The sequence below is a fragment of the Paraburkholderia sp. FT54 genome (genome assembly GCF_031585635.1).
GTDB lineage: Bacteria > Pseudomonadota > Gammaproteobacteria > Burkholderiales > Burkholderiaceae > Paraburkholderia.
This window is the reverse complement of the sequence record NZ_CP134195.1, coordinates 3035384-3052806: the sequence shown is the minus strand read 5'-3', so window position 1 is coordinate 3052806 and position 17423 is coordinate 3035384. Positions and strand designations below refer to the sequence as shown.

Genomic DNA, 17423 nt, shown 5'->3' with positions numbered 1-17423 from the left:
GGGGCGAAAATACAGTCTTACAGAAGATCCTCTTCCCCCGTCGCATCCGTCGTGGCGTCGGGAAGGGCGATGTGCTGTGGAGCACGATCGATCACTCGCGTGCGCTGCAGATTCTGCACAATCCCCGTTACGCCGGCGCATTCGCCTACGGGCGCACCCGCACTACCTGCAACGCCAAATTCAAGCCCGTGCAGTTGCGGGTGCAGCAGTCTGACTGGCAGGTGCTGATCCCGGATGCGCACGAAGGCTACATCTCCTGGGCGGAGTACGAACGCAACCAGGCGATGCTCGCCAACAATGCGAACGGCTTCTCGCCGGGTCTGCGCGGTCGCATGCCGCGCAACGGCAGTGCGCTGCTACAAGGGCGGCTGCTTTGCGGCCGCTGCGGCGCACGCATGCGGGTGCGCTATGAGCCGAAGGACGGGCAACTACGTCCCTACTATATGTGCAACGAGGCTGTGGTGCGACAGGCCGGCAAGCACTGCCAGTGGGTGCGCGGGACCGCGGTGGATGAGGCGATCAGTGCGTTGCTGCTGCAGACGGTGGCGCCGGCGGCGATCGAGGTGGCGCTAGCCGTGCAACAAGAGATTGCCCAGCGCGTGGAACAGGCCGCGGCGCTGCGCGAAGCACAATTGCAGCGGGCCCGTTACGAAGCCGAACTGGCACGCCGGCGCTACCTGAAGGTCGATCCCGAAAACCGGTTGGTGGCTGATGCACTGGAGGCTGACTGGAATGCGCGACTGCGCCAGCTCGATACGCTACAGCGTGAGCACGAGCGACAGCGCGAGGCCGATCGCACACTCCTTGACGAGCCCGCACGCCGACGCATCATGGCGCTGGCCTCCGACTTCCCTCGCGTGTGGAACGACGCACGTACAGGTGCTGTTGAGCGCAAGCGCATGCTTGGACTGCTCATCGAAGACGTGACGCTCATCGTCGGTCAGCAGGTCGAGGTCCATGTACGCTGGCGCGGCGGACGTACGCAGAGCCTGTCCGTGGAACGGCCACAGCCGATGTCCAGGGTGCGCAAGACACGGCCCGAGGTCCACAAAGATATGCGCGCGGCGTCCGGTGGTCAGCGGCAACGTGGGGCCGGCAAAGTCGACAAACAGCTTCTCGCCAGCGCGGTGGATCTGACGCATCGAGCGCTTCAGTCGTTTCGTGAACGCCTTGTAGTGCTCGCAGAACTGCGTATAGCGGTAGGTCTGCCGGTCGGCAAATTCAGCCTGGTACTCCTCCCACAGCAACGTCAGTGTCACGCCCTTGCGGCGCAACTCCTGATGGATGCGTCCGTAGTCGGGCTGGGCGTAGGCGGCCGGCCCCGTGGGCTTGCCTAGAAGCCGCCGCTCGAGTTCGGCTTCGTCCATCTCGCAGGCGCTCGCCCAGTCCAGCCCGGCGGCACCTGACAGTCCAACGTACTTCGTGACCACGCCCTTGGAAATGCCCAGCGACGCGGCAATCCGGTCGTGCGAGAAGCCACCGTCGAATTTGAGTCGTAAAACGTCCTTGATCATGCGCATGTTCATCCGGTGCGCGGGCATGCTCTCTCCGGCAAAAGCCGGCGAGCATAGCCCGCGTGGTTGATGTCATGCGCAACGCCAATCCTGCCTTCCGGTTCGGTCGGTCACGTTACCGAAATGCCCGGTCACGTTGCCGAAATCGCCGGTCACGATCCCGAAAAGGCCGGTCACGTTCGTCCGAAATAATTGGCCTTTGGTCTCATATGCGTGCGGCGGCGCATATGGGTCGTCGTCGTGCATGCCCGATCATTCCGACTCGTTTGCTGGCGCTCAGCAGGGCACCAGTTGCTCGGGTCCCTTCTGCCCACAGATTTTCTTCTGCACATTACTCAGCGCGCTACCCGGCGATGCGCCGTTCGGCGGACGCACGCCGGCTCAACGGCGAGTGTATAGCTCCATATGGAAATCAACGGCGCTGAATGGCCTTTCGAGTGTCACAGATCGGCCGAGCTTCGGACGTTCGCAGTCCAACTTTGAAAGGCTGAAGTGGGTCGGCTTACGCCCGTCGCATATTTCATTGTGATCTGCGAACGACCGAGGCTTGCGTCGGACCGGGTCCGGCCACCTGCGGTCGTTAACCCACACTCGCGGTTGGACATTCGAAAGTCGGCTCCGCCCAGTCAACGGACTTTATGCGATGCGAACCTGTCCAGATGGAGCTTGAGATAGTGAGCCTGCTGCTCGCTGGAAACTTTTCTTAAGTTCGCCGGGATGCCCAGCCTGGCTTGAATCAGGGCTTCGCGGTGATGTCGTGCCTATCGGCCCCTTTCGGCTGCCTTAAGAAAACACTCCGATAGTTTGTAAAAATGCGCGAGGCGCGGCCTGCGATAGCTCGATCTGTTTGCGTCGCGGATCATCGGTGTCGGCGAGCGTGATCCAACCTCTATCGTGCCAAATGCAGAAAACGAAGACAAGGCTGGATGCCAACGCTTTGCGGGCAATGGGATCGCGTGACATAGATTTTTCGTTGGTCCCCTAAAGTCTTCCCACGCCGCGCCGATATCCAGTTTTAAGTGGGACCACGTCCTGATTGATATAAAAAGTATAACGAAATTGAAAGTTAATTCACCCATGCACTTTACGAAGCCGGCAAGAGAATTGATCCATGCGGCCCTGCTTGCCGCCTTCGGCGCCTGTCTTTTGGCGGCCGCACCCGAGCTTCGTGCGGGACAGCTCGACATTGTTTCCGTGACCGCGACGGGCTTCGGTTCAAGCGCCGCGTCCGCCACGGTTGATGCCGTGCGCAATGGTGTCGCCTCGGTGAACGGCGAGCGGATCGAATCGACGGAGCGCGTCAGAAAGTCTTCGACCTCATCCACGGGCGTGGAGGCGCAAAGTTCACGGACCATCGATGACGACATTCGCCGCACCACCAACGGCGTCGTCAAGTCGTGGCGCGCATTGTCAACGCAGCCTTCCAATGGCGGCTACCAGGCGACGGTGCAGGTCGGTGTGGTCGTGCTCAGGCAGTCGGAGCAGATGAAGCGCATCAAGATCGCGGTCGTTCCGTCGCACGGTCAGGCCGACGCCAACACCGCAGCAATCGTCGATGGCATCACGACTGATCTCGTCGAAAGCCGCAAGTTCGCCATTCTCGACCGGCAGCAGAAGGAAGCGATCGAAGCGCAGATGTCTCAGATTCGCGCGGGCACGCAGATCGAGGATTTCGCGCGGCTGTCCTCGGGCGTCGCGCCGGATTTTCTCGCCATCGTCACGACGGGGGCAAGCGCGGGATCGGGCGATGGCGCGACGCAGATTCGCGCGCAGATCAAGGTCATCGATTATTCGAGCCGGCAGATCAAGTTCGCCGAACAGAAGTCGATCAACGTCAAGGCCGGCGACCGGTTCCCGACCAACAAGCGCCTGCTCGGCGTGGCGCACACGCTGTCGCGCGATCTGCTTCAGTCCATCTATCCGCCGTTGGTCGTCGGCAATGACAACGGCACGCTGACCATTGCCGAAGGTTCGAGCTATTTCAAGGTGGGCGACAAGTGCTCCGTGCGTCTCATCGAAAGCACGCTGAAGGACCCTTACACGAAGGAATTCCTCGGCTACAAGAGCAGCGAAGTCGGCACCGCGACCATCACCTATAGCGATGCGCGCGTTTCGCAGGCGACGCTCGATAACCCGCAACCGCTCGACGCGGGCAAGGTCGCGGCGCGGAAGTATCAGGCGTGGCGAGTCGCGTCATCGGCGAGCGACATCTTCAATTCGATGTCGGCCGACATGGGCGGGCATCCTGACACAGGACATGCGCGCGCGGAGAGTCACTCAATCGAATCGGATTACTAATCAATCTAAACGCCTCCAACAACGTAGACATCACATCATGAACATCAAAAAAGCAGTCACCTGTCTCTTCGGTTTCGTAGTTGTGTCGCACGTCTTCGCGCAGCAAGGCCCGGCATCCGGAGACGGCGATATCCCGCTCGGCGGATTCCCCGGCTGTTTCGTCGCGCCGCCCAAGGATTCATGCGATGCGCGCATTCTGTGCACCGGCGTCGGCACGTTGTACGGCAGCACCGGCACGGATCTGCAGGCGGCGACGCAGGAGGGATCGATCGAAGCGCGCAACGAACTGGCGAAATTCTACAGCAGCAAGCAGAAGGCCGAGCAATCCCTTTCGACCATTCGCGAAGACGCGCAGCGCAGCACCTCGGATGGCGGCAAGGCAACGGCATCGTCGACCAAGCGCCTGATCGCGTCGGTCAGCAGCACGAGCGCGGAATCGATTCTGTCGGGCGTGCAAGTGGTGTCGCGCGAAGTCGATATGAAACAGCAGACGGTGACGGTCAAGGTCGGCGTGAGTTGCAAGAGCCAGGCGGCGGCCGCGCAATCGCAGGCGGGCTTGACGCGTTCCGCCTATGCGCCGAATACGGGCGCAAATGGTCAGTCTGTCGCGCCGCGTGCGGAGGAATACCGCACGCCGCCGGGACAGTTGTCGAGCTTCAAGCAGACGGTGCCGCACGCCGATGAATTCTAAGCGGCTCGCGCTCGCGTGTTTGCTCGTGCAGATGGTGGCGCATGCGTCGGCATCGTGGGCACGTGATGTCTGCGATGACGACGGTTTTCGCCCAGTCCGCGACGGGAAGATCCGCAAGTGGAGCGAAACGGGCGAAGACTGGATCGAATTCCGCACGACGCGCGAATGGCTGCTCGAACGATACGGCCCCGGCCGCGCGCTGCCGCAAGTGGCGGCGCAGGCCGCGAGAAACGCGCTGTTCGTCGAGCTCGATCGCGTGAAGCCCCGGCCCGATGCACGCGCGGCGCTCGATATCCGCGATATGCAGAGCGTTGCCGCGTCGTGTCGCGGCAACGAAGTCTTCGATTTCAAGGTTCCGTGGACCGGTTTGAGTTGGACCACGGGACAGTTCGATCCGGATGCGTTGATGCCGCCGGTCAGAGCCTTTCTCAAACAGAACGGCGTGATCGACTGATCAGGCATGACGATTAACAGGCTGCATAACTCCTTCACTGACATGCGACACCTGCTACTCAAACTGATTCTTTGCGTTACGTCTTGCATTGCGATGAACGCGGCGAGCGCGAAGGACCTCTATTTCGCTGGCTTTTCCTTCGCGGGCAATTTCTCGCAGAACTCGCAGCGCTATCAATACGCCGAAGCGCTCAAGGAAGAAAAAGCGACGAATGGCATGAACGTGCTCGATGCTGCGCTCAAGGATCAGCTCGCCACGCTCGATCGAAGCGACATCACACTGAAGTACGGCCTGGGCGATACCCACTCCGGCAATGCCAACGCACTCGCGTTCGCATTGCAGCAGGAAAGCGTCGAGGACGTGAAGCGCGGCGACAAGGACGTCTACGTGTATCGCGTGATCGGGGACGTGCTCGTCTTCGACATGCAGACGAAAACCCTGCTGCTCGACATTCCCGCCATGGCGCAGTATCAGGATGTCGGCGCGCCGGGCCGCACGTCGGACGAACATAGGAGGGTCTTCCGGAACATGTATCTCGACAAGTCGTTCGGCGCCAACATCTTCGCGGAATGGGTGCGACGCCTCAAGGACGCGCCGGTCGGCAAAACCTATACGTCATACATCGGCGTGCGGAACGTGACCATCGCGCCGGAGGCAGAAGCCGTCATTCCGGATATCCTGAAGGAGAACGACGCCTATCAGACCGAAGTGGCGCAAGCCTTCGAATACAGCCTGGCGTCTGCGCAGAACGTGGGCCTTGTGCCTTACACGAAGGGTCAGGCGATCGGTCAGAGCATGGTCGCGCGCTTCGCCAACGGCGACAGCTACACGCTCAATTTGCCGGAGCCGGACTTCGTCATCGATATCCGAGTGCGGGCTTTCCGCCGTGCGCAAATACAGACCAACGCGACCGAACAGTACGTGTTCGGCTCGTTCATCACGCTGGATGTCGAGCAGCCGCAGCTGCAGACGAAATACGTCAGCGCCGACTTCAAAAACCTCAATTACGTCGTGCTCGACCGTTCGGAAGGCTTCACGCCGAACGATTGGGATGCGTATCAGACCAGCCTGCGCCGCCTCTTCACCGTGCTCACGCAACAGATCTCGAAGCGCGATTCGAAAACGCTCGCCGAGATGACCAAGGCGCCGGACATCGACAAGCAAATGACTGCATTCAAGGGGGTGGTCGACAAATGCATGTGATCAGGAACGCACGACGCGCGTTGATCGCGTTGACGCTGATGACGCCGTTGTTCGCATCGGCGGATGTGGTGCAGGTGCGCGGCACCGTGACCGTGCCGTACTGGACGGGACTCTTTTCCAGCGCGCCGGATGCGGCATCCAACAAGGCCGCGTTCGGCGCGGCGAAGCTAGCGGCATGGGACCTTTACACGTCGCGCTTCAACGACGCGAAGATGAAAACCTATCTCGCGAACAAGGACCGCTTCACGGGTAACATCGATGAATATGTCAAGGATCTGACGATCGTCGATCAGCAGACCGATGCCACGTCGCACACCTTGCGCGTCGCCGTGCGGGCCAACATCAATGAGACCGCCGTCGATTCGATTCTCGATGCGACCTCGGTGGCATCGCATCAGGGCACGGGCAACGGCAGCACGCTGGTGTTCGTGTTCCTCGCTCGCGAAGTGATCAAGTCAAAGTCCTTCGATGCGCGCGTGTCGAAAGTCGAGAAGACCGACTCATCCAGCACGTCGATGGAAAAGGCCGTCGATTCGGACGACGTCGAAGCCACCGGCAGCCGTAGCTCCGGCATGAAGGAAGTGACTTACGGCGGTTCGGTCGAGCGCAAGCGCGCGCAGACCGTCTACGACGTGACGAGTCCCGAGGATGTCACCGCCGCCATGAGCGACGTGCTCAGTACGTCGGGCTTCGAGATCGCGGGTTACGACGATGTCGTGGCGAACTGCGGCGGTGTCGACCGGACCATCGTCATGAAGGAATTCGGCGCGAGCGATGACATGACCATGCAGACACGCCGCTCGATGATTGGCGCATCGCGTCAGTGCGGCGCGTCGCTGTTCGCGACCGGAACCATCGACGTGGGCGTGCAGGACACCGATCCCGTGACTGGCAACAAGCGCGTCTTCGTCTCGGTGCGCGGTCAGGTGTGGGACATCCGGCAAGCCTTGCCGAGAAAGGTCGCGTCGGTCGGTCCGGTGCAGTTCGCGGGACTCGGACCCGATGAAAGTGTTGCGACGCGCAATGCATTGAATCTGGCGAGCCGCAACGCCGCCAAAACGTTGGTCGATCAATTGAACGCCAAACAAATCCACTAGCAGTCCATCCGACAACAAAAGGAATAAGAAGCCATGAAACTCCGTACCCTTCCCGCTATCGCACTGGTTGTTTCCGCTGTGTATGCATCGCCTTCGATGGCGTTCGGTTTGCCGTCGATTCCCGGCATCGGCGGCGGCAACTCCGCGGCGAGCGTCAACGTCGATGCGCTCACGACGCAGCAAACCGACCTGCTGAAATCGATGGCTGTGTCGCTGCTCAATCTGTCGAAGGCGCAGGCGATGATGTTCACGGCGCTCGGCGACGATGAACGCGCCAAGGCCGCGCAACTCACGGTCGACTCACTCGGCGGCGGCACGCTGACCGGCAAGGACGGCATGAAGAAGGCTCTCGAAAGCAGCCTCGAACTCAATGACTACGCGAAGCAGGATATCGCCAAGGCCGGCACCCTGAGCGACGCGAGCAAGGCGACGTTCGCGAAGTCGCTCGTGCCGTACGGCCTGGGAACCGCAGGACTGGTGAACGCCGGCAAGAAGGCCGCGGACGCGGGCCAGTCGCTCGCGCACACAATGGACCCGACCATCCTCTTCAAGCTCAGCAGCCTGCTGTACGTTGCCAAGGAAGCGCCGACGCTCATGTCGGCGTTCGGCAGCACGACGAGCCAGCTCGTGACATATGCGACGTCGCAGGGTATCGATACGTCGGCGATCAAGGTGGCCGGCGCGAACATGGGGGACTGAGTGGTTCGATGGTGAAGTTTTTCACCGTCGCCGGCGAGCGCATGTGAAGAGGACGCTCGCCGCGACCGCAGTCTCTCGGTTGCCAGCGGGCGCGCCTTCTTGTCATCGGCCAGTTGCGACGGCGGGACCAAGAGGCCGCCCTTGTTTAGATTTGTAGGATGCCTGCCCTCGACCACGGACATGAGCGCGGGCCGCAGGCGCATGCGGGCAGGCGTCGTACAAATCCCGATGGAGGAAACCGCGGAGTGTTCCGGCGTGGCCGGAACCTTTAGCGGTATGGGGATTGAAGAGGTCGCGTGCGGTGTTGGACTGACGCAGCGCTGGGGCAAAGCGGGTTGATGTCGACGGGATGCACGGTGGCGAGGCTGGCCACCGACCTGCTGCGCGAAGTCACCAGTCCGCTGGAGAACCTGCACCGCACCTGAAACACAGAGCACCTCCGTGCCCGAAGTCGCGGACGTCTTCCGCGCGCATGGGCCCGCGTGGCGACAAACCGTACAGTTGAGCCTGGGACAGCTGAAGGTGATGTCGGCCATTGAACAGTGCCGCAGCGCGGCACTGGGTGGACATGTGTTGCGCTGCTCCGGATGCGAACAGATCGAGCTCGCCTACAACTCGTGCCGTAACCGCCATTGCCCGAAGTGTCAGGCGAGCGCCGCGCACCGGTGGCTCGAGGCACGTCAGGCCGATCTGCTACCGGTCGAGTACTACCACGTCGTCTTTACGCTGCCCGCCGCGATCAGCGCGATCGCCTGGTACAACAAGGCGGTGATCTACGGCCTGCTGTTCGATGTTGCCGCCGAAACCCTGCGCACCATCGCCGCCGATCCGAAGCATCTGGGCGCGCAGATCGGCGCGACGCTGGTGCTGCATACGTGGGGCTCGGCACTGACGCACCATCCGCACGTGCACGGCATCGTCCCTGGTGGAGGCCTGTCGCCTGACGGCGAGCGGTGGGTCGCATGCCGGCCCGGCTTCTTCCTGCCGGTGCGCGTGCTCTCGCGCCTGTTCCGGCGCCGTTTCCTGGAAGAACTCGCGGCAATGCATGGTCGCGGCCAGCTACGCTTCTTCGGCGAGTATGCCGCGCTCGCCGATCGGGCTACCTTCGCCCGGTGGCTCGCGCCGTTGCGCGCGTGTGAATGGGTGGTGTATGCGAAGCGCCCGTTCGCCGGACCCGGGGCCGTACTCGCGTATCTGTCGCGCTATACGCATCGCGTGGCCATCTCCAACCGGCGACTCATCGCGCTCGATGAACGGGGCGTGACCTTCCACTGGAAGGATTACCGCGCCAGAGGGCGCACCCGCTACAAGACCATGACGCTAGAGGCCGGTGAGTTCATGCGTCGATTCCTGCTGCACGTGCTGCCCGGTGGGTTCCACCGCATCCGTCACTATGGGCTGCTTGCCAATCCGGTGCGACGGCAGAACCTGGCGAGCATACGTGCGTTGCTGCACGCCCCAGCAGTCACTGACGCCAGCGATGACACATCTGCGGATACCAGAGCGCCGACCTTTGTCTGCAAACACTGCGGCGCCCCTTCGAAAGCGCCTTCGACACCATCCCGACCCAGGTTCGCTTCAGCATCCGGTGGTAAGGCTGACGGTGAGCTCGCTTTATTCCCCATAGCCGCCCAAGTTTCCGGCCGCGTCGGTTCACTCCGCGGTTTCCTCCCTCGAGCCTTGTCCAACGCCTGCCCGCATGCGTCGTCATTTACTCATGGGCTGCGGACAAGGGCAGGCATCGAACAACGCTTAACGGCTTGAGACGGTCGCAGACGAAATCATGGACTGGAGTAACCGGACGCCACTGATATTCGGCCTGTGACCATTTATCCAGATTCGCAAGCGCTAAATCGAACACACGACCCCGCGGTGTGAACGTCGCCCAGCGGCGTAATTTTCTAGTGCTAACGGAGCGCGGCGCGACTTGCGATCTTGCGTGCGGAGCTACTGTCGTCAGGGGATGTTCGTGGAGGTCTGCGGTGGCATGAAGTCAAACGGCAGCAGATCGCTGATGTCGACGTCCGGCGGTCGTTGCGGCAGCTCGGTAAGGACGTGGCGCAGATATAGGTACGGTTCGACGTCGCAAGCGCGGCACGTGAGCACGAGGCTGTAGATGACGGCACTGGCTTTCGCACCGGCGACCGTGTCGCTGAAGAGCCTGTGGTGCCAGCGAAAGCTTGCGTAAGCGGCTTGCCTTAGGCCATCCCCAGCTTACGTGTGCGCGCCTGGCATGAGGGATGACGGTCCTGCGTGGTTAGGTTGCGATTCGGCGGACCGGTCGATTTATGCAGCTTGTTTGCAACACGCCTTGGCACGAGCTCGTCGATGGGATTGGTCTAGTAGTCAGCAACGCGAGTCAGGACATAGGCAAGGTATCGTCAGTGGGCAGCGCTAAGTGGTTTTGGTACGCGCCTTCTCTTCGCAACGCGAGCGAGCATAATCCCAAGCAGAAAAAGGGACCAACGGGCCATTCTCATTGGCAACGATCCACGGATCCGGACCGAAAGCCTTATAGCTCTCAAACAGGTCGCGACCCGTCATCCCCGGTTCGTGCGCCTCGGCAAGAAAATCATCAACTATGCGCCGCGCTTCCGCGAGAGCTGAGGCCATGTCCAAAAACATCCTTGGGCCAGAGCGATAATCTTCATCGGCATGATGCGCGTTGTCGTCTTCGTACATTTTGACTGTCATGGTAGCCTCTTTGTGGGCGTTTCGTATCCTCATGATATTACCTGACAGCGCACAGGTCGGACCATCACAGGCGCGATAAGGCGCGAGCTTTTCTATTACTCACAAAATCCATGCTCACAAGTAAATTCTCCCAGGCTACTGCACTCGCGCTAGAGCTGCACGCCACACAGGTCCGCAAGGGCACGCGGATCCCTTACGCGTCGCATCTTCTGGGCGTGGCCAGCCTCGTCCTGGAAAATGGCGGCGACGAGGAACAGGCCATCGCCGGCCTGCTGCACGACGCTATCGAAGATGTTGGCGCGGACGCCGCCATCAGCATCCGTGAGCTCTTCGGCGATCGGGTCCTGCGCATAGTTGAGGGCTGCACTGATGCCGTACCGGATGCAAAGGGGGAGAAGCCCGACTGGCGGACCCGCAAGGAAGCGTATCTGGCCCACCTAGAAGGCGCCGACAAGGACGTGTTATTGGTAGCCGCGTCCGATAAACTGTACAACGCGCGAGCGATCCTGACGGATCTCCATGCCATTGGGCCAGCCGTATTTGACCGATTTACCGCCGGCCGGGAAGGCACCCTCTGGTACTACGCCGAGCTGGCCTGCATATTTCGCCGCGCACTTCCGGGGTCCCTGTCAAACGAGCTCGCGCGAACCGTCGACGCGATTGGCGCTGTAGCAGGCCACTGACGAGAGGCATGATTTCGGCAATCAGATGCATACCTGCCCGGCAACAACCTCCGACGTCCATGCTGGTGATGGGGAATTGTTCAGCGTGCAGCGCACGCCGGCGTCGGTGCCCGTCCTGAGCCGGATGCCGCAGCAACAGATAACTGAGGCGTCGTCGCCATCGCCGTGCGCTCCGCATTGCGCGCATCGGTACCGGTGCCGGCCGTCGGTGGAATTTCCGAACAACACGCGGCCAAAACATGCCCGACAGCAATGTGCGGCAAGCTTCCAGGATGCGTCCTCGTCGTTCATCCGCCGGTCTCCCAGATCTGCTGCAAGGCGCGTGCACCGGGCTGCGCCTGCCATCCAAATTGCACGGAACACGCCTCGTCCCGCAGGACTGCGACGATCAACTCCATGGCGTCAAGGCTTCGCTCGACCGTCATACTCTTCAGCGTACCGCCTGTCACATAGCTGATCGAGCGCCGATGCAGCGGCGCGAGCTTGACCGGCCTAGTGCCTTTGGCATTCTTCCCCACGACCTGCTCACGCTGACGGTTGTAACAACTGATGCACAGATGCTTGGCAATCAGGCGCGACGCAGTCAGGTGGCACCGTGCGCAGATCTTCACAGCCCGGAACGGTGAGGGGTTCGCGTTGATCGCTCCGGCGTGCCGGGCGCCGATTCGACAGTTCTTGCAGGTGATCCACCGGGCGTTGGCGGTCGCTACGCCTGCGGCCTTCCAGCGGTCGCCACAAGCGTCCGTGGAAAGCGTCGCTCGCAACCGGTCGCAGACAAAGTGTTGCCGGCATGGAAGTTCAGCAAACTCGAAGTACACAGGCATTCGGATATCCAGTTTCAGGGCCGTCAGTTTGAAGGAGTGCCGACCCGGCCGGCCTGGGATGGATAGCGTCGACGCCGAACCATTTCCGCCGCGTTCACGTCCACTTTCGCTGCCGCGTCAACTTGCCGGCGCAGGCACGCAAGCGAGCTCTTCAGGAGTATGGTCGGGCGTCCACTCTGTTCACGCAGCTTCACGTCAGCGTGAAGCACTGTCAGGCGCTCGTGAAGGGCAGCAGCAATCAAGATTGACGGGGAATTTCCGCGGACGCCGGTCCTAGATGCGTGCAGAAACGCCGGATTCAAAGGCTCCATCGGCCACACACTTCTTTCAATGCAGCGAAAACGCGCTCGCCGGTTTCGCGGTCTGCCTGCAGGATCGCGCCAGTGATCGCGTCGTGCATCTGCTCAAGGCGCTCGACGCTCCACACCATCTCGGAGTGTTTCAGCGCGAGTGCCAGATTCGTGGCCCGCATACGGTGTGAAACCGCCAGCATCTGGGGATTCTTGACACGGCGCGTGCCGTCATCGTTGATGGCAACGGCGTAATCCGATAACAGCCGGGCGTCAGCGATCATCCCGTCGAGTTCACTGTAAAAATTGATCGCGCTTCGCATACCGTGGCGATCGCCATCCGTTACCGGTGCGGGCGGCCGGGCCGGATGAGGAACCACGGCCGCCACCTCTTCAACCAGGTTCCGATCCTCGTCGCGCGTCATCTTGACCCAACGGTGCCATGTGGGAACTGGAACGTCAGGAAACCGCAGGCGAGCGCGACGCGGTCCATCGACTGGGCCATGCATGCACGTAAGCTCGCGGATGGTCTTGATCGCTTCGAGGCGTGCGGGGTCTGGAGGGCGTGCCATAAGAACTGACGTTGGCTGTTTCGATACATTTTCGTTTCACGACGCAGCGTGCGTGCGATTTTTGCGCCGGCGACCGGTTAATTTTGAGAGCAAGCTCGGTTCTCGCCTTCGGGCTTGGACGGCCCAATTGGCTTCCGTGATCTAAGAGCTCAAATCGCTGGGCAGCTTCGTTGACGCGGGCTGCCCTGTGGTCCCTCTTCCGCCGAGTTTCCTCCCGGCTTTAATCGGCGAGGCGCCAAACTCGGGTAGATCATCAAACCGATTTGGAATGGGTTTCCGCAAAGTCGCAGATCGCTTAAAACACGCCACAAGACGCTGGGCGGGTCGGACCGAGCCCTCCCTATCGCCCATGCCAAAGAGCGCCGTGCAGACCCCTTAAAACCTGCTACGCAGGCTCTCGCCAACCACGCACGCCTCCCACAAAAGCGTGCACCTGAAAATGCTGCGATGGTGGCGTCTGCCAGGGCGCCTCCTCGCTGTAACCGCCGTAACCACGCAGTTTCACCCATGGTTTCACGGTTTCATCAATCAAATCAAAGCCTTATATATATGAAACCATGAAACCATAGAAATATAGATAGATACATATATAAGGTTCTCTGTGTGTGGCTTACGGGTTGTGAATGTGTATATATATATGTCCGGTTTTTTGGTTTCATGGTTTCGGTTTCGCTGAAACCCCCGACCAGCATGGGTTTGAGGCGGTTTCAAAGCCCAGTTTCGTCTCAGTTTCATAGTTTCACTATGCCTATTTATTGAGCGAAATAGCCGTTATCTATCGGTAAACGTGACCACATGGTTTCAGCATGGTTTCGCGCAATGCCCCGCCCAGCATGGCTGAAACCATTGTGCCAACTGAAACCATCGCCGAATAGATTACGCACGCGCGAGGCTTTCATCGCGACCTGAGACGGACCGGCGGTCAGGTGATGGACTGGCTCGATGGCGGACGCGCCGATTCGGGCGCAAGCCGCCATTGTCGGTGCCAGTTGCCACGACGGAGCAAAGAATGGACTTGCGCTAGGATCGATGCCCGAGGTTGGTGCTCGCCGGTCAGCGGCACCAGGAACGAAGTGCCGCGCAAGTCAATGCTTTGGCGCGAATCGGCCACCGGGTTTCGAACTACGTGCCTGATCGGCAGTGGCAGCGATCAAGGTGGAGCACTCGGTCGCAATGAACTCTGTCAATGACGTTGGCAGGGCAACGCAACCTGTGCTCTGGACGGTTGCTCGCATTGGTATCGGGTGCGTGACGCGATGTGCGCCGAACGGAGGGGTTCAGGGAGCGAGTGCCAGCTGTAAGCTCTTCGCTGGCCGAATGGAAATCCGCATGCGCGTCGGCGCTAAGCAATTTGCATTACGCCGAATTTACGCCAATTCGAATAGTTTTCTCGGCAGATATAGGCCTTCATGCTGATGGCTGGTCCCCTGACAGAATTCATACGTCAAGACTGGCAGGGCGCTGCGGGCATTTTTGAGATTTCTATACCCCCACCGATACCCCTAAAATCCGTCTCCTGAGGAAATACGGGTGCGATTCCGCCGCGCGGTCAGATTGCGAACACCAGCCAATTGTGCCTAAATAGCGCCGGATAACAAATCGGAGCGGGGACAAGATGGGCGACGTTGTAGGTGATATCAAAGTTGAAGATCTTTTGCAAGTGCCGAAGGTGCCGCTAGATACTGCGGCCCTGCGCGTTCTGCGCTGGGCTCATGATCTGTCGTTGCTTCGGCCCGAGGCATACTTTCCAGGGGACGCTTACGGTCACCCGGAATTTGACCAACTTACGGACGGCGCTGTTGCGTTTCTACGCCAGAAGCAAATTCGATTTGTCGGTGTGAACGGCAGCAAAGGCGAAATTTCGCTCTTTCTCAATAAAGCTGCCCCGGGCGACCGAATGTTGAAGTCGTTGCCTGCTTTTTCGGATGGATACCGATTGCGCTTCCGCCAAGGCAATCCTGACGCCGTTTCTCCGGCGAATGTCGCCGAAGCCGCAACTCCATGCGCAGTACATGTCGCGAACGGGGGCGTACGCTACACATGCGGAAGCTCGATTTCTGTCGGCAACGCGCAAGCCGCGGGTACTCTCGGATGTCTGGTGCGTGACGCCACGGGGCAGCTATTCGGCTTGTCCAATAATCATGTTTCGGGCAGTTGCAACTATTCGCCCACCGGCCTTCCGATTGTGGCGCCCGGCATTTTGGACGTATCGCCCCACAATCCGTATCCATTTACGATAGGAGTGCACGCCCGGCAATTGACGATGCTAATGGGTGATCCTACCGTCGTCAATTCTCAGGAAAACCAGGATGCCGCCGTATTTCAAATCACGAATGATCAGCTCGTGTCGTCGATGCAGCAGAATTTCTACGACACCCCGGCGACAGCGCTGCCGCTAAGTGCCGGCATGGAAATCGAGAAAGTTGGTCGCAGTTCTGGGCATACCCGTGGCCGTGTCATATCCCAGCTAATCGGGCCCGCTAACGTCAACTACGCTGCTCCCCAATACAACTTCAACGGTGTCGTATACTTCGACAATATGTTTTTGGTTCACGGGATCGGAGATCGTTTTTCGGAAGGCGGGGATTCGGGGTCGCTCGTTGTGCACACGGATGCGGGCGGGGTGCGTCACGCTGTTGGGATCGTTGTAGCTGGTGGCGCAGACTCATCGGCACCGGGTCAAAAACTTTCGATGATTATGCCGATCGCTCCTATACTGGCCTTATTCGGGATGAACTTGGTCGCCGGGCACAACGTCTAACAAAACATGAAGCCACTGGATGCCGCAAAACATCTGTATGAAACACTCACCGCCCCGCGAGGGACGGTAAATGTTGCGGCTGTGCCCGATACAAAATCAGGCTATCTGCTTCAGATATGGGTGGCGCCGGGCTACGTGCTGCGGGATGTACCGTCGACGTTCGACGGATACCCGGTCAGGATCGACGCGCGCCCGCGCATCAGCGCTGATTCCAGATTCGCATAATCGGTAATTTTTCCGGCAAAAGGCCTCTAAGTAGCGGGGCCTTTTGGCTGGGTCGGTTTGGCCGGCTGCGGTGCGAGCACCTATCCTTTATATTCTGGATCTTCCCCCTTGCCCCGCGAGAGGTGACAAACGCCAGTTCTCCGGTTCTGTATCTTGTCTGTCAACGTCGGGCGTAATTTCCCCCGAAGTGTCGAAGTAAAAATCCCCACCCTTGTACGAGCGGTGATCAGCCGACGTCGTGATCAGGTGAGCTCCTACGGGGACGGCCGGGTCGCCCGCGAGCCTCTTACCGGCGGCCGAATGCGATGCCGGATGTCATCCTCACGAATGTTACGATCTTCGGCGTCAGGCCGTCCGACGGACGGTACGCACAAGCGGCACAATTGAGCGCTCAGTATGCCCATCAATTATCTTCGTGGCTTTACGGCACCGGAACGGACCGACGTGACGAACCGTCGTTTGGGGCGTTCGCTGGCATTTGTCGCCGGCGCGGCTAATGCAGGCGGATTTCTTGCCGTTGGTCAGTACACTTCGCACATGTCCGGGATCGTTTCGTCGCTGGCTGACAATGCCGTGCTCGGCGATGCAAGCCTTTTCGTTTCGGGGCTCAGTTCGCTTTTTTCGTTCCTTGTTGGCGCGGCTGCGTCTGCGATCCTGATCAATTGGGGTCGTCGGCGGAATCTGCACAGCGTCTACGCGACACCGCTCGCGATTGAGGCAATTCTGCTGCTGTGCTTCGGGCTGCTCGGCTCGAACCTTGAACACCATCGGGTTCTTTTCTTGCCTGCCACCGTCTGCGTCCTGTGCTTTGTCATGGGGCTACAGAATGCGATGATCACGAAGATTTCGCGATCGGAGATTCGTACGACCCACGTCACCGGCCTGGTAACGGATGTCGGCATCGAACTGGGCAAGATGCTCTACTGGAATACACGCTCGATTGCCGGGGAAGGGATCGTCAAGGCGGACAAACAGAAGCTCGCGCTGCTCGGTTCGCTGCTTCTTTCGTTTATTGCCGGCGGTCTGGCGGGGGCCATCGGTTTCAAATATCTGGGATTTGTATCGAGCGTGCCGCTCGCTATCGTTCTGCTCACACTAGCCGTTGTGCCTCTGGTCGATGATGTGCGCGGCGAGCGCTGCTAGTGCGCAACTAGCGACCGTGCCCACCGCCGCCGTGGCCGCCGCCATGCCCACCACCGTGGCCGCCACCGTGGCCGCCACCATGGCCGCCGTCCCAGTGTCCGTGGCCGTGGTCCCAACCGCCGTGGTGGTAATCCCCGCGATGGTAACCTCCGCCACCGCCACCGCCAGCCCAGACGTTGATGCTTCCGTAGCCGTATGCGGGCACATAGGCGGGACCATATCCCAGGTCTGCGTACCCGTAGCCCGCAGGATATGCGACGCAGCCCGACAGGGCG

General features: G+C 60.4%; 16 protein-coding genes and 4 pseudogenes. 13 read left to right on the top strand and 7 right to left on the bottom strand.

The features are described from left to right. Positions 1-71: 71 nt before the first annotated feature. A pseudogene (locus RI103_RS14200) lies at positions 72-473 on the top strand (recombinase family protein); the annotation flags it as partial. A gap of 573 nt (positions 474-1046) precedes the next feature. Here RI103_RS14200 and RI103_RS14195 read toward each other — a convergent pair. Together RI103_RS14195 and RI103_RS14190 are read right to left on the bottom strand one after the other, a co-directional pair. Next, a pseudogene (locus tag RI103_RS14195) lies at positions 1047-1520 on the bottom strand (IS21 family transposase); the annotation flags it as partial. Positions 1521-1586: 66 nt separating this feature from the next. Further along, on the bottom strand, positions 1587-1760 hold the full coding sequence (locus tag RI103_RS14190) for a hypothetical protein (RefSeq protein ID WP_310812599.1): 174 nt from the start codon (positions 1758-1760) through the stop codon (positions 1587-1589). A gap of 831 nt (positions 1761-2591) precedes the next feature. Here RI103_RS14190 and RI103_RS14180 point away from each other — a divergent pair. The 8 genes and pseudogenes from RI103_RS14180 to RI103_RS14145 all read left to right on the top strand — a co-directional run. Next, a complete protein-coding gene (locus RI103_RS14180) occupies positions 2592-3812 on the top strand; it encodes a hypothetical protein (protein ID WP_310812598.1) in 1221 nt (406 codons plus the stop codon). A gap of 37 nt (positions 3813-3849) precedes the next feature. Continuing rightward, positions 3850-4503 (top strand): hypothetical protein, encoded by a 654-nt coding sequence (locus tag RI103_RS14175; RefSeq protein WP_310812597.1) that lies wholly within the window; start codon positions 3850-3852, stop codon positions 4501-4503. Continuing rightward, positions 4493-4957 (top strand): hypothetical protein, encoded by a 465-nt coding sequence (locus RI103_RS14170; RefSeq protein ID WP_310812596.1) that lies wholly within the window; start codon positions 4493-4495, stop codon positions 4955-4957. The genes RI103_RS14175 and RI103_RS14170 overlap by 11 nt, the downstream gene beginning before the upstream one ends. A gap of 93 nt (positions 4958-5050) precedes the next feature. Next, on the top strand, positions 5051-6160 hold the full coding sequence (locus RI103_RS14165; RefSeq protein ID WP_310812595.1) for a hypothetical protein: 1110 nt from the start codon (positions 5051-5053) through the stop codon (positions 6158-6160). Continuing rightward, the gene (locus RI103_RS14160) at positions 6151-7257 is read left to right on the top strand and encodes a hypothetical protein (protein ID WP_310812594.1); all 1107 of its coding nucleotides are present in this window, start codon (positions 6151-6153) and stop codon (positions 7255-7257) included. The genes RI103_RS14165 and RI103_RS14160 overlap by 10 nt, the downstream gene beginning before the upstream one ends. A gap of 33 nt (positions 7258-7290) precedes the next feature. Beyond that, positions 7291-7956, top strand: coding sequence for a hypothetical protein (locus RI103_RS14155; RefSeq protein WP_310812593.1), 666 nt, complete (start codon positions 7291-7293; stop codon positions 7954-7956). 296 nt (positions 7957-8252) lie between these two features. Next, complete coding sequence (locus tag RI103_RS14150) at positions 8253-8381, top strand: hypothetical protein (RefSeq protein ID WP_310812592.1); 129 nt, start codon at positions 8253-8255, stop codon at positions 8379-8381. A 16-nt stretch (positions 8382-8397) separates the two neighbouring features. Beyond that, positions 8398-9489, top strand: a pseudogene (locus tag RI103_RS14145) (IS91 family transposase); the annotation flags it as partial. A 423-nt stretch (positions 9490-9912) separates the two neighbouring features. Here the strand turns inward: RI103_RS14145 and RI103_RS14140 are convergent. Together RI103_RS14140 and RI103_RS14135 are read right to left on the bottom strand one after the other, a co-directional pair. Next, positions 9913-10116, bottom strand: a pseudogene (locus RI103_RS14140) (transposase domain-containing protein); the annotation flags it as partial. Positions 10117-10350: 234 nt separating this feature from the next. After that, a complete protein-coding gene (locus tag RI103_RS14135) occupies positions 10351-10650 on the bottom strand; it encodes a hypothetical protein (protein WP_310812591.1) in 300 nt (99 codons plus the stop codon). 110 nt (positions 10651-10760) lie between these two features. Here RI103_RS14135 and RI103_RS14130 point away from each other — a divergent pair, with 110 nt between their 5' ends. Continuing rightward, the gene (locus RI103_RS14130; RefSeq protein ID WP_310812590.1) at positions 10761-11333 is read left to right on the top strand and encodes an HD domain-containing protein; all 573 of its coding nucleotides are present in this window, start codon (positions 10761-10763) and stop codon (positions 11331-11333) included. A gap of 287 nt (positions 11334-11620) precedes the next feature. Here the strand turns inward: RI103_RS14130 and RI103_RS14125 are convergent, their stop codons facing one another. Then, positions 11621-12157, bottom strand: coding sequence for a hypothetical protein (locus RI103_RS14125; RefSeq protein ID WP_310812589.1), 537 nt, complete (start codon positions 12155-12157; stop codon positions 11621-11623). A 298-nt stretch (positions 12158-12455) separates the two neighbouring features. Then, positions 12456-12872 carry a hypothetical protein gene (locus tag RI103_RS14120; RefSeq protein WP_310812588.1) on the bottom strand — a complete coding sequence of 139 codons (417 nt, stop codon included), beginning with the start codon at positions 12870-12872 and terminating at the stop codon, positions 12456-12458. Between the two features lie 1762 nt (positions 12873-14634). Between RI103_RS14120 and RI103_RS14115 the strand changes: the two genes are divergently transcribed. The 3 genes from RI103_RS14115 to RI103_RS14105 all read left to right on the top strand — a co-directional run bounded on the left by RI103_RS14115 (position 14635) and on the right by RI103_RS14105 (position 17148). Continuing rightward, on the top strand, positions 14635-15780 hold the full coding sequence (locus RI103_RS14115; protein ID WP_310812587.1) for a hypothetical protein: 1146 nt from the start codon (positions 14635-14637) through the stop codon (positions 15778-15780). Between the two features lie 6 nt (positions 15781-15786). Continuing rightward, positions 15787-16005, top strand: a complete 219-nt coding sequence (locus tag RI103_RS14110) for a hypothetical protein (RefSeq protein WP_310812586.1) — start codon at positions 15787-15789, stop codon at positions 16003-16005. Positions 16006-16401: 396 nt separating this feature from the next. Further along, on the top strand, positions 16402-17148 hold the full coding sequence (locus RI103_RS14105) for a YoaK family protein (protein ID WP_310812585.1): 747 nt from the start codon (positions 16402-16404) through the stop codon (positions 17146-17148). Here RI103_RS14105 and RI103_RS14100 read toward each other — a convergent pair. Then, positions 17101-17304 carry a hypothetical protein gene (locus tag RI103_RS14100; protein ID WP_310812584.1) on the bottom strand — a complete coding sequence of 68 codons (204 nt, stop codon included), beginning with the start codon at positions 17302-17304 and terminating at the stop codon, positions 17101-17103. The genes RI103_RS14105 and RI103_RS14100 overlap by 48 nt on opposite strands. Between the last annotated feature and the right edge of the window lie 119 nt (positions 17305-17423).

What these genes read in the sequence shown, in the direction of transcription:
- RI103_RS14190 (WP_310812599.1), bottom strand. Translation starts at nt 1,760, where the DNA reads ATGCACGACGACGACCCATATGCGCCGCCGCACGCATATGAGACCAAA.
- RI103_RS14180 (WP_310812598.1), top strand. Translation starts at nt 2,592, where the DNA reads ATGCACTTTACGAAGCCGGCAAGAGAATTGATCCATGCGGCCCTGCTT.
- RI103_RS14175 (WP_310812597.1), top strand. Translation starts at nt 3,850, where the DNA reads ATGAACATCAAAAAAGCAGTCACCTGTCTCTTCGGTTTCGTAGTTGTG.
- RI103_RS14170 (WP_310812596.1), top strand. Translation starts at nt 4,493, where the DNA reads ATGAATTCTAAGCGGCTCGCGCTCGCGTGTTTGCTCGTGCAGATGGTG.
- RI103_RS14165 (WP_310812595.1), top strand. Translation starts at nt 5,051, where the DNA reads ATGAACGCGGCGAGCGCGAAGGACCTCTATTTCGCTGGCTTTTCCTTC.
- RI103_RS14160 (WP_310812594.1), top strand. Translation starts at nt 6,151, where the DNA reads ATGCATGTGATCAGGAACGCACGACGCGCGTTGATCGCGTTGACGCTG.
- RI103_RS14155 (WP_310812593.1), top strand. Translation starts at nt 7,291, where the DNA reads ATGAAACTCCGTACCCTTCCCGCTATCGCACTGGTTGTTTCCGCTGTG.
- RI103_RS14135 (WP_310812591.1), bottom strand. Translation starts at nt 10,650, where the DNA reads ATGACAGTCAAAATGTACGAAGACGACAACGCGCATCATGCCGATGAA.
- RI103_RS14130 (WP_310812590.1), top strand. Translation starts at nt 10,761, where the DNA reads ATGCTCACAAGTAAATTCTCCCAGGCTACTGCACTCGCGCTAGAGCTG.
- RI103_RS14125 (WP_310812589.1), bottom strand. Translation starts at nt 12,157, where the DNA reads ATGCCTGTGTACTTCGAGTTTGCTGAACTTCCATGCCGGCAACACTTT.
- RI103_RS14120 (WP_310812588.1), bottom strand. Translation starts at nt 12,872, where the DNA reads ATGACGCGCGACGAGGATCGGAACCTGGTTGAAGAGGTGGCGGCCGTG.
- RI103_RS14115 (WP_310812587.1), top strand. Translation starts at nt 14,635, where the DNA reads ATGGGCGACGTTGTAGGTGATATCAAAGTTGAAGATCTTTTGCAAGTG.
- RI103_RS14110 (WP_310812586.1), top strand. Translation starts at nt 15,787, where the DNA reads ATGAAGCCACTGGATGCCGCAAAACATCTGTATGAAACACTCACCGCC.
- RI103_RS14105 (WP_310812585.1), top strand. Translation starts at nt 16,402, where the DNA reads ATGCCCATCAATTATCTTCGTGGCTTTACGGCACCGGAACGGACCGAC.